Source organism: Spirosoma sp. 48-14, assembly GCF_001898575.1.
Taxonomy (GTDB): Bacteria; Bacteroidota; Bacteroidia; order Cytophagales; family Spirosomataceae; genus Spirosoma.
In genome coordinates, this window is record NZ_MKUD01000023.1 from 58,999 (window position 1) to 73,539 (window position 14,541).

Sequence of the window (14,541 nt, forward strand, 5' to 3'; positions counted from 1 at the left end):
AAGAAGGGGTATGAAACGAGGAATATTAACGAGTGTTGTGGCAGCTATCCTCATGGCTAGTGGGTTTATCAGCATACTGCCTGACCCACACGACCCACGAGCCGCGCTGGCCACGATGCAGGTGCCCAACGGATTTATGGTTCAGCAATTTGCCGCCGAACCCCTAGTGACGAATCCGACCAATATGGACGTGGATGAGCGTGGTCGTGTTTGGGTGACCGAATCCCATAACTACGATGTTGCCCCCGCCGAATACGACAAAAAAGGTGATAAGGTTGTAATCCTGGACGACGTAAACGGCGACGGAAAGGCCGATAAACGTACCGTCTTTTTCGAACATCCGGGCATGAAAGCACCAATGGGCCTGGCCCTGGCCGAAGACCGGATCTATCTGGCCCAAGGCCCAAACTTGCTGGTCCTCTTCGATACCAATCACGACGACCATGCCGACCGTATTGATACATTGTTTTCAGGGTTTGGAACCCGTGATCATGGCATTCACGCGCCTTTCTGGGGCCCCGACGGCAAGCTCTATTTCTCGATGGGCAACAACGGTGGGGAGGTGCGTGACCGATTCGGAAAACCAATACGCGACGTAGCTGGCAATATAGTCAATGGCAAAGGAAACCCCTATCGTAACGGTCTGATCCTACGGTGCAATCCCGATGGCAGCCATCTGGAAACCATTGCCCATAACTTCCGAAATCACTATGAACCCACGCTGGATTCGTTCGGTAATCTTTGGGTATCCGACAATGATGACGATGGCAACGAATCCGTTCGGATCGACTACGTAATGGAATACGGCAATTACGGCTTTGCCGACGAAATAACCGGAGCGACCTGGACAGCCTCACGTACTAATCTGGAAAAAACGATTCCTGAACGGCACTGGCATCAGAACGACCCCGGCGTTATTCCGACGATGCTCATTACGGGTGCAGGCTCGCCAGCGGGTTTGTGCGTATACGAAGGTCGCCAGTTTCCGGCTCTCTATCAGAATCAACTCCTTCATGCCGAAGCGTTATACAACGTCGTGCGATCCTACGCCACACAAAAGCAGGGCGCTGGTTACAAAGCCAGTATTCACAATGTATTGAAAAGCAGTCAGCAATGGTTTCGCCCGGTTGATGTCAGCGTGGCTCCCGATGGCTCGGTAATGGTGGCTGACTGGTACGATCCGGGTATTGGTGGTGGAACGGCTGCCGATGCAAATAAAGGCCGAATCTATCGGGTTAGCTACGGGGGTAAGGCTGCGTATCATGCGCCAACGCTCCGCTTCGATACACCTGAAGCCGTTACAGAAGCGTTGAAAAATCCGAACTGGGCCACTCGCCGGAAAGCCTGGGCTAGTCTGCAAAAAATGGGCCGCAAAGCCGAGCCTAATTTGCTGAAAGTATATCAGTCGACTAATCCGGTCTGGCGGGCGCGGGCGTTGTGGTTGCTGTCTAAATTACCAGCCACGGGCATATCTTACCTGAAACAAGCGCTACATGACCCGAACCCTGACCTGCGTATCACTGCTTTACGGGCAGCTCGGCAACAGCCGAGTTTCCCGTTTGTCCTGTGTGCTCCGTTAGCTAATGACCCTAGTCCTGAAGTCCGTCGGGAGTGGGCCATTGCACTCCGCTTCCTCAAAACACCCGAAGCGGCTGAGTCGTGGGCAACGTTGGCCGTACAACATACCGGCAATGATCGCTGGTACCTGGAAGCGCTTGGTGTCGGCTCCGATCTCCATGCCGACGCCTGTTTCGATGCCTGGCAACAAAAAGTGGGCGCAAACTGGAATACACCCGCTGGACGCGATATTGTCTGGCGAATTCGTTCGGCCAAAGCCCTGCCCCTGCTTGTGCAACTGATCCGACAAACGCCTGAAGTAACGGCTACGCTACGGTATTTTCGAGCCTTTGATTTTCACCCGCCGACTGGTAAAAACAATGTATTGGTTTCCTTGTTAAACGACCCACGTCCTGCTATTCAGCGATTAGCCCTGGAGCACATAGACGGAAGCAGTCTGGTACGAAACGAAATGTTGAACCGGGCCCTCGAAACAGCCCTGACCACGGCTGGCCAAACCGAGAGCTATGTCCATCTGGTCGAAAAGTTTCGCCTGACGGACAAACGAGAACAATTGCTTAATCTGGTACGTTGCTGCGCCACCCGACAGGTTGGCATTGAAGCGATGCAACTCCTCTGGCGGTTCGGAGAAAAAGAGTTTGTTCAACAGCGACTGCACGACGACAAAACCGCTGAAGCGATCATGACGGCACTCAAAGGCAATGGAAGCCCCGATGCGCTAGTTCTGCTTAGCGGGGTCATGCTCGATGAATCGCGCCCGGTCGAACTGCGAAAAACGGCCACTCGCTTACTGGGTAGTAGTTGGGTGGGCGAACGAGCCTTGCTGGATGAGGTCAAGAAAAAAACATTTCCTGATGTGCTGAAACCGACGGCCAGCAGCGTCTTATTCGGTGCGTTTCGGAACGAGATCAAACGCGAAGCGGCTGACTATCTGCCCAAACCCACCGGAAAAAATGGAGAGCCCTTACCTCCGGTCTATTTGCTTGTGTACGAAAACGGTCTGGCGAGCCGAGGAAAAACAATTTTTGCACAGAATTGCCAACCTTGTCATCGTGTGCAGCAGTCAGGGGCTTCATTCGGTCCAGAACTGTCGAAAATTGGCGCAAAGCTCTCCAAAGAAGGATTATTTCGGGCTATTCTCTACCCCGATGAAGGCATCAATTATGGGTACGAAACCTATCAAATTCATACCCGCGACGGTGGTCAGTTAACGGGACTTCTGGATAGTGAATCGAGCGACGAAGTGATTCTGAAATTGCCGGGAGGTGTTAAACAAACGCTACAGAAAGCCGATATCCAGTCAAAAACAAAAGCCCCCCAGTCAATGATGCCTTCTTTTGGCGAAGCGCTCACCAAACAGGAACTGGTCGATCTGGTCGCTTACCTGTCAACACTGAAGTAATTAGCTCAGTAACAATTCCAGTCCTTTCAGTCATCGTCTTATGCCTTCGCCAGAAACTCCTGCGGAGCTTTAGTAGGAAGGGCCTTGTTAGCGTATTCCCTTGAATTTTTGTACGTATTCTCTACAATTAGTCGTATTTTTGATTTATATCAACTACTACGGTAATGGACAGGATTATTCTCGAGGTGGCTAACAATACAGCACGCAAATGGCGTCATAGTGATCCACAAATTCGGCAACGTATCTCCGAAAAATTCGACCTCATACTGAATGATTTATTAGATAAACAGGATGATGACCTCTGGCCTTTTCTGGAAAAAGTGCGGGCTGAAGCTGAAGAAAAAGGATTTACTGACGAACTACTGGCGAAAATTCTGGATGAAAGATAGGTTTGTCTTTGACGCTAATGCACTCATTAGCGCAGCTTTATCTCCACTATCTACAAATGCTCAGGCGTTAAAAAAAGCAGATGCAATTGGTATAATTGTCTATTCAAATGAAACCTGGCTCGAATTTCTTGATGTCCTGTTCAGAAGTAAATTCGATAAATATTTTAGTCTAACCGTACGGGAAGAAATTGCGGATCGATTTTTAAGTCGTTTTGATGAAGTACAGGTAACTGAAACTGTGGTAGCTTGTCGTGACCCTAAAGATGACAAGTATCTGGCCCTCGCCTTATCAGCTCAGGCTTCGTGTATTATTAGTGGAGATGAGGATTTATTAATTTTGCATCCCTTCCAGACGATTCCTATCCTGAAAGCCACCAATTTTCTGCAGCAATTCTAGTTCTATCAACTGTCGTCTTATGCCTTCGCCAGAAACTCCTGCGGAGCTTTGCCAAATTCTTTTTTAAAACAGCGACTGAAATAGGCTGGATCGTTGAACCCGACCTGCCACGCCACTTCTGATACGTTATAATGGCCGCTTTCCAGCAGTTGAAGGGCTCGCTTCAGCCGAACCTGTCGGATAAACTCCGCACCCGACAAATTGAGGATACTTTTTAACTTTCGATACAATTGCATCCGACTCATATTCATGGCTTCTTCCAGTTGCTCCACATCAAAATGAGCATCATCAATGTGAGCTTCAATAATGGATATGGCTTTCTGAACAAACAGTTCTTCCATCGGTGGCAGTTGGATATCAGACGGAGACACCAATACTTTTTTCTGCCATTTTTCACGCAGCAACTGCCGGTTCCGAATCAGACTTTTGACTTTGGTTTCCAGAATCGACAGGTTAAAAGGCTTGGTCATATAATCGTCAATGCCTGTACCAAAGGCCCTAATCTGACTCTGATTAGCCGCCCTCGACGTCAGCAGCAGAAACGGGATATGGCTTGTTTTCTCATTAGACCGGATTGCCTGACAAAGTTCGGTGCCATCCATTTCTGGTCCAGACTCGACCGGCATGAGCCAGTCTGAAAGAATCAGGTCCGGGATATGCTTCTGAGCCAGTGAAATGGCTTGTTGACCGTTGGCGGCAGTCAGGACATGATAGTCCCCCGAAAAACTTTCTTTAAGGTATTGGCGAAGTTCCTCATTGTCTTCAACCACCAGCAAAATTGGCGGTGCTTTGGCTGGTAGCGTAGTAACCTGCTCGGGTAGGATGATGGGCAGTAATGGCTGCACAGACTCTGTCGGCACCTCCGACGGTTGCGAAAGCCACTCAGCAGGAAACACCTGGGCATCGAGCGGTAACGTAACGCTGAACGTAGTACCCACATTTTCAGCGCTATCGACCGTAATACTTCCTTTATGGAGTTCGACCAGTTCACGAGTAAGGGCTAACCCAATGCCACTCCCCGATTTCTTTTGCGTATGTTGATCGGCCACCTGATAGAACCGCTCAAAAATATGGGTTTGCGCTTCGAATGAGATACCAATGCCCGTATCGGCTACGGTAATGCGAACACTTTTTTCGGCTGGTATCAGCACCAGATTTACCCGAACTTCGCCATTCGCTGACGTAAACTTAAACGCATTCGAGAGCAGATTATAAATAACTTTCTCGACAATGTCGGCATCGAAAAAACCATCGAATGAATCGAAGTTGCTTCGGAAGGTCAGCATAATCCGTTTGCTTTCAGCCAGCTCATCGAAGTAGTGAACGATACGGTCAATAAACGGAACAATATCATTGCGGCTGATGTCAGGCACTAAGCTCTGGCTTTCCAGCTTCGATAGGTCGAGCAACTGGTTGATCAGGCGTAGCAGCCGCTGAGCGTTTCTTTGTATAGTCTGAAACTGGTGCTGAAGCCGATCGCCAAAGGAGGGTTCCGAAACGAGTTTATCCAAAGGCGTCAGAATGAGCGTCAATGGTGTTCGGAACTCATGCGAGATATTGGTAAAGAAACTGGTTTTGGCATCGTCGAGCGCTTTTATCGATTCGGCTTCCAATTGCTTGATCCGTATATCGGCTTTAAGTTGCTCCCGAATCCCAACAATTCGACGGAACGTAAGAAGTGCGCTCACTAAAAGCAGTCCGTACAGCCAATAGGCCCACCACGTCCGATACCAGGGGGGCAGCACGGTTATCTGCACAGCTTTGGGCTTGCTCCACGCGCTGTTGCCAATGGCAGCTTTGACCAGAAACCGATACGTACCTTCGCGCAGATTCGTGTAGGTAGCGGATCGCTGCGAACCAACGTAGTTCCAATCGTCATCAAAGCCCACGAGTTGATACGCGTAGCGAATATTACGGTGCGGCAGAAAGGATAAGGCCGTAAAGTCGATGGTGAAAACCGACTGAAAAGGCTGAAAGACCAGTTTCGTCACATCGGTCATATCCAGGCACGTCGGTGCCTCGCTATCGGCCAGATTGACGGGACGATTAAAGAGTTTCAAGTCCGACAGATACACGTCAGGAGGTGTTGTTTTCGACCGCACGCGCTCTGGGTTAAAAACGACTAACCCCTGCATATTGCCAAATGCCAACTCGCCCGAAGGAAGCTGCGCACAGGCGTCAGGTAAAAACTCTTTACCAATCAGCCCATCGCTCTGGTCATAATTTTCGATCACCTGGGTCGTCGGATTGAAGCACGAAATACCGCCGTTCGTGGATAACCACAGGTTATGCTGGTCGTCTTCAATAATTCCTGCGATAAAGTTGTTAGCCAGCCCGTCTTTGGTTGTCCATGAACGAAACGTTTCGGTACGGACATCGAACAACTGAAGGCCGCTGCCGCTGGTGCCCACCCAGAGCCGTTTTTGCTTGTCTTCGTAAAGGGCCGTGATGCTGTTGCTTCCCAGCGAACCTGGTTGGTCGCGGCTGGAAAAATGGCGGATCTGGTCTGTTCGCCGATCCCAGCGTAGTAGTCCTGAGTTGTACGTGCCGATCCACAAATAGCCCGACGCATCTTCACACAGTACGTTGAGGTCGAATGTGTCAAAAACCCGTGCCAGCGCCTGGCTCATCACCGGTTCTAACTGCCCCGATTTCTCGTTGAACAGATACAATTCACGTTCATGGCTCCCAATCCAGATACGGCCATCCTGCGAAGCGGCAAACGCTTTTACCGACTTGCTTTTGCCTGGCAGCAGAAACGGCACAAACTGCTCTCTATCAGGATTGTACAGCGAAAAACCAGCCGTCCAGGTGCTGATCAGTACGTTGCCCGTTAGCGTTCGGAACAGTACGTTGATGTCGTTGGCGTTCAGCGGAGAATTGGCGGATGTGAACCGGCGAAACTGGTTTCGATTGGGGTTGATAGCCGTTAAGCCTTTGATTGAACTGGTCCACAGATTGCCCAGCCGGTCATACGTAACGGCGGTAACCCGGTCGGCCAGCAAACTTTGTGGATTGTGGGGTTCGTGCCGAAGCGAACTGAATCGCTCAGGCTGGGCGTAGTGAATGTTGATCCCACCCTGCCACGAACCACTCCAGAGATTCCCATCCGCATCGCAAAGGCCTCGTTTCAGGGCGTGGGTACTCAGACTGTGGCTGTCCTCACTATTTGGCAACAGATAAACTTTACGGTCGAAATTCCCCTGCGGATAAAACCAGGCTCCGTAATCAGTCAATACCCACAGGTTACCTGATTTATCATCAATGACATCGGTAATAACATTGACCGTTTCATACACACCAGGCTTGATTAATTCCTGCCGAAACTGTTTTGTTTCTGGCTCAAACTGGAAAAGTCCTCGCCCACTGGTCCCCACCCAGAACCGACCCATATGGTCTTTTTTGATGACACTGATTGCCCGGTGATGAGCGGCTATGTCGGCTGTAAACGGAATGGAATAGGACGACAATTCACCTGTTTCGGGTGTAAAGGCCAGCAACTTCCCCTGGGCTGTACCTATCCACAGCAAGCCGGTTTTATCCCGATATAAGGCTGTGACCGACGTGCCAATCCTCGAATCTGTATAACGGCCAATTTTTTGGGTCGCATACTCATAATAGAACAGGCCATTTTCTGCCGTACCGATCCAGAGCCGATTATTAGCTTCCACAAAACAGGAAATACTGACCTGCCCGCCTGTGGCTCCTGGCCTCTGCAAGGGAAAATGGTCAAATGTTTCGCCGTCGGGCCGTAACCGACACAAACCGTTGTTGCGCGGGCCTACCCAAATGGTGTTATGCTGATCAGCATAAAGTGCAGCGATGTTGCTGATGGGCAGACTATTCTTCTGCCCCGGCTGCCGACGAAAGACTTTAAAGCTATAGCCATCGTATCGGTTCAGCCCATCAGACGTAGCCATCCAGACGAACCCCTTTTTATCCTGCACAATAGCCCATACTGTACTCTGCGACAGGCCATCGGCCGTTGTCAGGTGTTCAAACGAAACCTGACAATTCGCCTGTATGCTCAGAAAAAGAAGAAAGAGAAGTGGCTTCAGTATACCCATACCTATGACAGAATAGGACAAAGGTATCTTTTAATGATACCAATTTTCAGGTCAGAAAGCTAAATATTTACCACAACGACACGTATGAATCAGCTTTACTCTATTTCCAGAAACCTGGTAATGGCAGTGATCATGCTACTTGTTTTCAGTAGCGCCCATGCACAAACCCGAACCATAAAAGGGAAAGTTCTCGACGCGGGCAACAACACCCCTCTGCCAGGTGCCAACATTGTCATTGCGGGCTCAGTACAGGGTACCACCAGCGATGCGAATGGCAACTTTAGCCTTTCAGTACCCAACTCGGCGCAGCAAATCGTCGTCTCCTTTGTCGGATACATCAAAAAAAACGTTCCGATCACCAATGCCAGCGATTATACCATTTCGTTGAGCGCCGAAGAAGGCTCGCTGAATGAAGTGGTGGTAATTGGGTATGGGTCACGCGAAAAGAAAGACCTGACGGGAGCCATCTCGACGGTATCTTCCAAAGAAATTAGTAAGAGCGTGGCGCAGGCCCCCGAATTAGCCATGCAGGGGCGAATGGCGGGGGTGTTTGTATCGACACCGGGGGGTAGCCCACTGGCACGCCCCCAGGTCCGCATCCGGGGGGTTAGTACGTTCGGGAATGCGGAACCGCTCTACGTTGTGGATGGGATTCCATTGACGGAATACGGTTCAGGAACTGACAACGCCAGCGGCTCGGTTACGCGCGATATCCGGGGGAATGTGAACGTACTGTCAATGATTAACCCCAACGACATTGAGTCGATGTCGGTCCTGAAAGATGCATCGGCAGCGGCTATTTATGGCGTACGGGCGGCCAACGGTGTCGTACTGATAACGACCAAGAAAGGGGCACGTGGCACCCCCAAAGTCGACGTATCGGTTTCACATAGCATTCAGAACGTAACGAAGAAACTGAACATGCTGGATGTGTCGCAGTTTGTGGCGCTTTATCGCGAAGCCTACGCCAACAACCCCAACGAAGCCAAAAACTTACCCGTTCAATTCGACCCTACCAACGCAGCTTATCTGGGCAATAAACCGACCACCGACTGGCAAACCCCGTTGCTGAACCGGAACGCCCCCAATACCGACTACAGCCTTCGGGTATCGGGCGGGAACGATGCCACGCGTTATTATGTCTCAGCGGGTTATACCAACACGCAAGGCCCTCTGATTCAGAATAATTTGAAGCGGTATTCACTAGCCACAAACGTCGATACAAAAGTCTCGAAATACCTGTCGACTGGCTTAACCTACCGGATGGCCTATTCCGAAGCGGTTGACAATACGCCGAGTGCGTTACAGTACGCGGCCGATACATCACCCTGGCAAGCGATTTATGATCCCAATGGCCCGTTGGGCTTTGCCCCGTCGGTAAACTTGACCTTTAAGCCAAACCCTGAGTTAGGAACGCCTGTTGCGTCTCGGCCGCAGTATCTGCCTTCTATCCCACCCTTTGTTGTCGATGCCACCACCCTGCTTTGGGGGCCGGAAACGAACAACAACCTCTATGGTATGGTCGCCACCTCCGACCGGACTTATACGCTGCTGCGGAATATAGGAACCGCCTTCGTGCAGGTTGAACCAATTCTGGGGTTAAAGTTCAAAGGCACGCTCAGCGTCGACTGGTACTATAACCGCCGGAACGACTGGACAGCGGTGAACAATTACCTCTTCCTGCAAAATCCGGGTAATCCATATGCCGTGGGTGATGGCACCTCCAAGGGGACCTACGGCGAACGGCATTCGCGTAACGCAAACATTGTTAAGGAGTTCAGTGTCAATTACACCAAGTCGTTTGGCGATCATAATGTCGATGTGTTGCTGAACGCGATGGATCAGAAATACACCTATGAGTTTTTGCAAGGTGGTGCCTCGCAGATTCAGTACGCACAGCCGGAGTTCCGAAGTCTGACCAACATTCAGCCTTATACCAATGTCAGTTCATTTCGTGACCAAAACGCATTGCAAGGTTATTTGGGTCGGTTAAGCTATAACTACGCCAGCCGATACTACATCGATGCGACGGTTCGTCGGGATGGGGCGTCGCGGTTTGCACCGGGGTACAAATGGGGAACATTCCCGGCAGTTTCGCTGGCCTGGCGGATCAGTTCGGAACCGTTCATGAAAAGTGCTACGTTCATCGACGACCTGAAAATTCGCGGAGGCTGGGGAAAACTGGGTAACCAGGAAACCCGCTCGTTTGCGTATCTATCGCTCGTCTCGGATGCGCCCGATTACGCGTTGGGTTCAGGAAATGGAAATGGAATCGGTACGTTGCTGAACGGCACGTCGCTACCCGATTTTCCGGTGCAGAATCTAACCTGGGAAATTGGTAAAACAACGAGTTTAGGCGTTGATGGGTCGTTCCTGAAAGGCAAACTAACAGCTACCGTTGAATATTATAACCGCCTGACGTCGGGAATTTTGCAGGCGGCTAGTCTGGCCGCTAGCGTAGGCAACCAGAACCAGCCGATTCTGAACATTGCGTCGGTACGAAACAGCGGGATGGAATTCCAGATTGGCTACAATGGCTCGGTCGGTAAAGACTTCCGATACAACATCTCCGGGAACCTGACTACCGTGAAAAACCGGGTTGAGTCGACCTTCCAGAACCTGCCGTTTGGCAACGAATTCGGCCGTATCGAAGTAGGGCAACCGATGAATTACCTATGGGGGTACAAGAAAGGCGGAATTTTCCAGAATCAGGCGGAGATTGATGCCTGGAAAGCCAAGTATTCGGATGGGACAAACAACAACAATTTCGCACCGGGCGACATGTATTTCCAAGATGTGTATGGCGACCCAAAAGACGCGGGTCAGACACGCTCCGAAACACCCGATGGCAAAGTAAACACCAATGACCGCACCTTCCTGGGAAGCACTATTCCGGGATACTATTATGGATTTAATCTGGGGGGTAGTTTCAAAGGTTTCGACCTGTCGATTTTCTTCCAGGGTGTGGGCGACATGTACCGCTACAATAGCTGGCGGGCGGCTGGTGAAAATATGAGCAGCACGGGTACCAACCAATGGACAACCACGCTGAACCGCTGGACACCGCAAAATCCATCGGCTACCATGCCTCGCGCTGTCCGATCTGATCCGGCCAACAACAACCGATTCTCTGATCGCTTTGTGGAAAGTGCGGCTTTCCTGCGCCTGAAAAACGTACAGGTCGGCTACTCATTACCGGCTTCGCTGACACGCTCACTTGGCTTCGTGAATGGACTAAGGGCGTACGTAGGCGCCACGAACCTGTTTGTCATTACACCGTGGACAGGCCTTGATCCTGAAGACATTGATCGGGGCGGAACGGATTTGATTCCGCCCGTACGTTCGATCACCCTGGGTATTTCGGCCACTTTCTAATTCCTGACCATGAAAAAATATTCGATAATTGTTGTCCTGACCGTCGTTTTTACAACCCTGTTCTACGCGAGTTGCAGCGAAAAAAATCTGGACCTGCAACCGCTTTCGCCAACCGAAGCGTCATATTTCACTGAGGAATCCGATTTTAACAAGACGGTGTTAGGCGTGTATGCTAAACTGACTGATTATTACTGGTTTAACGCAGGTTCACCCATACAGGGATTCTGGCAACTACCCGGTGATGACATTACCTCGACGGGTACCTATGCCTTCGAAATTTTCGGTACGTTACAGCCTTCAACAAGCCAGAACCAGGTATTCTATCGAACGGCCTATCAGCTCATTAACAGGGCGAATACGGCACTCCAGAAATTGGATGCGGAAACTGGGATTATCAAAACGGCTAACTTAAAAAACTGGCTACGTGGCGAAACGCTGTTTTTACGCGGCTATACGAATTTCCTACTCTGGAGTTACTACGGTACATCGCCCCTGATTACCGAGCGGATTCAGTCGCCGGATAAAATTACCCCGCCCAGCTCGAAAGACACCGAACTGCTCGATCAGGCCATTAAAGACCTTACCGATGCCGCTACGTTATTGCCAGTCACCTGGGATGCTGCCAATCGGGGGCGGGTAACCAGCAATTCGGCCAATGGCTTGTTAGGGAAGGCGCTCGTATTCCGGGGATCGGCCAAGAAAGCTGCGGCTGATTTTACGGCGGCCATCACAGCGTTTAACAAGATTTCGGGCGTTAGCCTGGTACCAAACTTCAACGATAATTTCGATGTCAAAACAGAGAACAATGCCGAATCGCTGTTTGAATTTCAGGCATCGCAGCCCGATTTCGATAATGTATGGCTGGCCAATGATTTTCAACGAAACGGGGTTGGCTCTACGTCGGCATTCTGGGGCTGGTACGAAGGTGTCTCCCAATTAGGGGGGCAAGCACCTTATATCGCTACGCAGAAATTAGCCCAGTCTTTCGATGCTGGTGACCCACGGATTGCCTCTACGCTGGACCCACAAACGCTTAAATTTTACAAGTACTGGCACACGGGCGATCAGAAATCGCAATCGGGCGTGGCCTCGGTGAATAACCCGCGTATCCTTCGTTACGCCGACATATTGCTCTTGAAAGCTGAAGCAATTTTGGAATCGGGTGGTTCAACGACCGAAGCCATTGGACTGATCAATCAGGTACGTACCCGCGCTCGCGAGATGGTAAAAGGGGGTACGGCGCCCGCCAATTTCGTTTCGACTGAAACCGACAAAGCTAAAATTTTCGACTGGATTATGGGCGAGCGCCTGCGCGAGCTGGCTGGTGAAGAAGGTAGTCGATGGCTCGATTTGCGCCGGTGGCATATGGCGGGTAAGATCAACCTGGCAAGCTGGAACTGGAGTTCGGCCCGTACCGACGTAACCTTTAACGTACAGAAAAATCTGTACTATCCTATCCCTGATATCGAAACAAATCTCAATCCGAATGTCAAGCAAAATCCGGGGTATTAGCACCTGTCCATACTTCTCACAACTTAAGTACACGTCCATAATCCATATTAAAATCAGGTTGGTAAGGGGCCTATTGGAATGACTAACAGTAGGTTTACAACAAACAGCCCAGACACCTTGTATCTGGGCTGTTTTCATTATAAAACACGTTTAAAATCTTGTTTTGGGTAAATGTGCAATCGGGGCGATGGATCGCTCGCAAAACCAGATCGTGTATCCCGATGAAGGTCCCCACTCCTTTCCATTCAGGGGAGTAATACATGGTTTTGCATTACTTGACGAATGCGAAAAGGTCATGAGCAATGAGTTGTACGCTCTTTTTTGACCTACATCAAGGTTTTTGGTATCTCGGTCTCGCACTTTTGCAGCGTCAACTAATTAAATACGCTCCAATGAAAAAGAAGCATTTTAAGTACATTAACACCCTGTTTGTGGTAATCCCAATGACGCTGATCATGGCGTTTGTTGGCCTGATGCGTAACTACGGCTTTGGCCCCGACTGGTTCCTGAAGTTCCTCAAAGCCTGGAGCGTCATGCTACCCGTTGCCTATGCCGCTGCCTTCATCATTATTCCTAACGCCCGCAAGCTGGCGGAGCGGGTAGCCACCAGACAGTAAATGAATTAACTCTGGATGAATGCACGAACAACTGATTCAGTATATCAACCGTCAGATCAAGGTCAGTGAAGACGAGATGAAGACGATTCTGTCCTATTTCAGACCGCTGACATTAACCAAAAACGAACTCGTGGTGACCCACGGACAAACCAGCCAGCGGACCTACTTCGTTGGCAAAGGTTGTTTACGGATATTCTTCATTGACGAAAAAGGCCAGGAAGCCACCCGCTACTTCGCCTTCGAAAACCACTTTGCTACGGCTCTGGTCAGCTTTATCACCGGCGAAGCGTCCGAAGAATTTATACAGGCCGCCGAACCTACGGAACTGCTCTACATCAGTCACCACGATTTTTATCATCTGCTGGATACGATTCCGCAGTGGGAGAAATTTTACCGCTATTATCTGGAAAACGCGTATGTGAATAATACCAAGCGACTGATGTCTTTCCTGATTCAGGATGCGGCTGAAAAATACCGGCTGTTGCTGGCCGAAAACCCAGTTATTGTCCGCCGACTTTCCAACAAACTGGTGGCCTCGTATCTGAATATTTCGCAGGAAACCTTAAGCAGGCTGAAAGCCAAAGTAAAATGAACAGCGCATCTACACTCACCAAAACGATTGACCATGCATGAACAACTCCTAAAACTCATTTCTCAGAACGTATCGCTTACCAGCAACGACAAAGCGTTGTGCGAGCAGTATTTCGACCCTCTTCTTTCGCCCAAAAATCGTATTCTTGAAGAAGAAGGAAAGGTTCCGAAGTACTTATATTTTGTGGTATCCGGCTTTGTCCGGTTGTTTCACTACAACGACAAAGGTGATGAAGTGACCACCCACATTAACTGTCCGCCCGGATTTATTACGTCTTATGCCAACTTCATCAATCAGGCACAATCCAACGAGAATGTGGAGTGTGTTACGGAATGCGAATTGCTTCGGATTACCAAAAACAACCTAGATACATTGACGCAGCAAAGCACGGCGTTCAAGGATTTCAGCATTTTGATTTTTCAGCAGTCGCTCGCCTACAACGAAAACCGCTCAAACGAATTAGCCACACTCCCGGCAGAACAACGATACCAAAAACTTATCGACAAGTATCCGCATATACTTCACAACGTTCCGCTGCAATACATCGCTTCATTTTTGGGAATGAATCCGAAAAGTTTGAGCAGAATCCGCAAGGACATGATTAAGTAACAT

General features: G+C 49.9%; 9 protein-coding genes. 8 read left to right on the plus strand and 1 reads right to left on the minus strand.

Going from position 1 to position 14,541, the window contains the following annotated elements; all coding sequences use genetic code 11:
* The first annotated feature begins 10 nt into the window (after positions 1-10).
* The 3 genes from BGO59_RS14480 to BGO59_RS14490 all read left to right on the plus strand — a co-directional run bounded on the left by BGO59_RS14480 (position 11) and on the right by BGO59_RS14490 (position 3,766).
* Positions 11-2,980 (plus strand): PVC-type heme-binding CxxCH protein, encoded by a 2,970-nt coding sequence (locus BGO59_RS14480; protein ID WP_293684333.1) that lies wholly within the window; start codon positions 11-13, stop codon positions 2,978-2,980.
* 164 nt (positions 2,981-3,144) lie between these two features.
* Positions 3,145-3,369, plus strand: a complete 225-nt coding sequence (locus BGO59_RS14485) for a hypothetical protein (protein ID WP_293684334.1) — start codon at positions 3,145-3,147, stop codon at positions 3,367-3,369.
* Complete coding sequence (locus BGO59_RS14490; protein ID WP_293684335.1) at positions 3,359-3,766, plus strand: putative toxin-antitoxin system toxin component, PIN family; 408 nt, start codon at positions 3,359-3,361, stop codon at positions 3,764-3,766. Before BGO59_RS14485 ends, BGO59_RS14490 begins: the two co-directional genes overlap by 11 nt.
* 17 nt (positions 3,767-3,783) lie before the next feature.
* Here the strand turns inward: BGO59_RS14490 and BGO59_RS14495 are convergent, their stop codons facing one another.
* Complete coding sequence (locus BGO59_RS14495) at positions 3,784-7,833, minus strand: two-component regulator propeller domain-containing protein (RefSeq protein WP_293684336.1); 4,050 nt, start codon at positions 7,831-7,833, stop codon at positions 3,784-3,786.
* 84 nt (positions 7,834-7,917) lie between these two features.
* On the opposite strand from BGO59_RS14495, the gene BGO59_RS14500 reads away from it, so the two are divergent.
* From BGO59_RS14500 to BGO59_RS14520, 5 genes are all read left to right on the plus strand, one after another.
* The gene (locus BGO59_RS14500) at positions 7,918-11,208 is read left to right on the plus strand and encodes a TonB-dependent receptor (RefSeq protein WP_293684337.1); all 3,291 of its coding nucleotides are present in this window, start codon (positions 7,918-7,920) and stop codon (positions 11,206-11,208) included.
* 9 nt (positions 11,209-11,217) lie between these two features.
* Positions 11,218-12,720 carry a RagB/SusD family nutrient uptake outer membrane protein gene (locus tag BGO59_RS14505; RefSeq protein ID WP_293684338.1) on the plus strand — a complete coding sequence of 501 codons (1,503 nt, stop codon included), beginning with the start codon at positions 11,218-11,220 and terminating at the stop codon, positions 12,718-12,720.
* A gap of 392 nt (positions 12,721-13,112) precedes the next feature.
* Positions 13,113-13,337: a DUF2798 domain-containing protein gene (locus BGO59_RS14510; protein ID WP_293684339.1), complete on the plus strand. Its 225-nt coding sequence runs from the start codon at positions 13,113-13,115 to the stop codon at positions 13,335-13,337.
* Between the two features lie 19 nt (positions 13,338-13,356).
* Entirely contained in the window at positions 13,357-13,929 is a 573-nt protein-coding gene (locus tag BGO59_RS14515; RefSeq protein WP_293684340.1) for a Crp/Fnr family transcriptional regulator, read from the plus strand.
* A 33-nt stretch (positions 13,930-13,962) separates the two neighbouring features.
* Complete coding sequence (locus BGO59_RS14520; protein ID WP_293684341.1) at positions 13,963-14,538, plus strand: Crp/Fnr family transcriptional regulator; 576 nt, start codon at positions 13,963-13,965, stop codon at positions 14,536-14,538.
* The last annotated feature ends 3 nt before the right edge of the window (positions 14,539-14,541 follow it).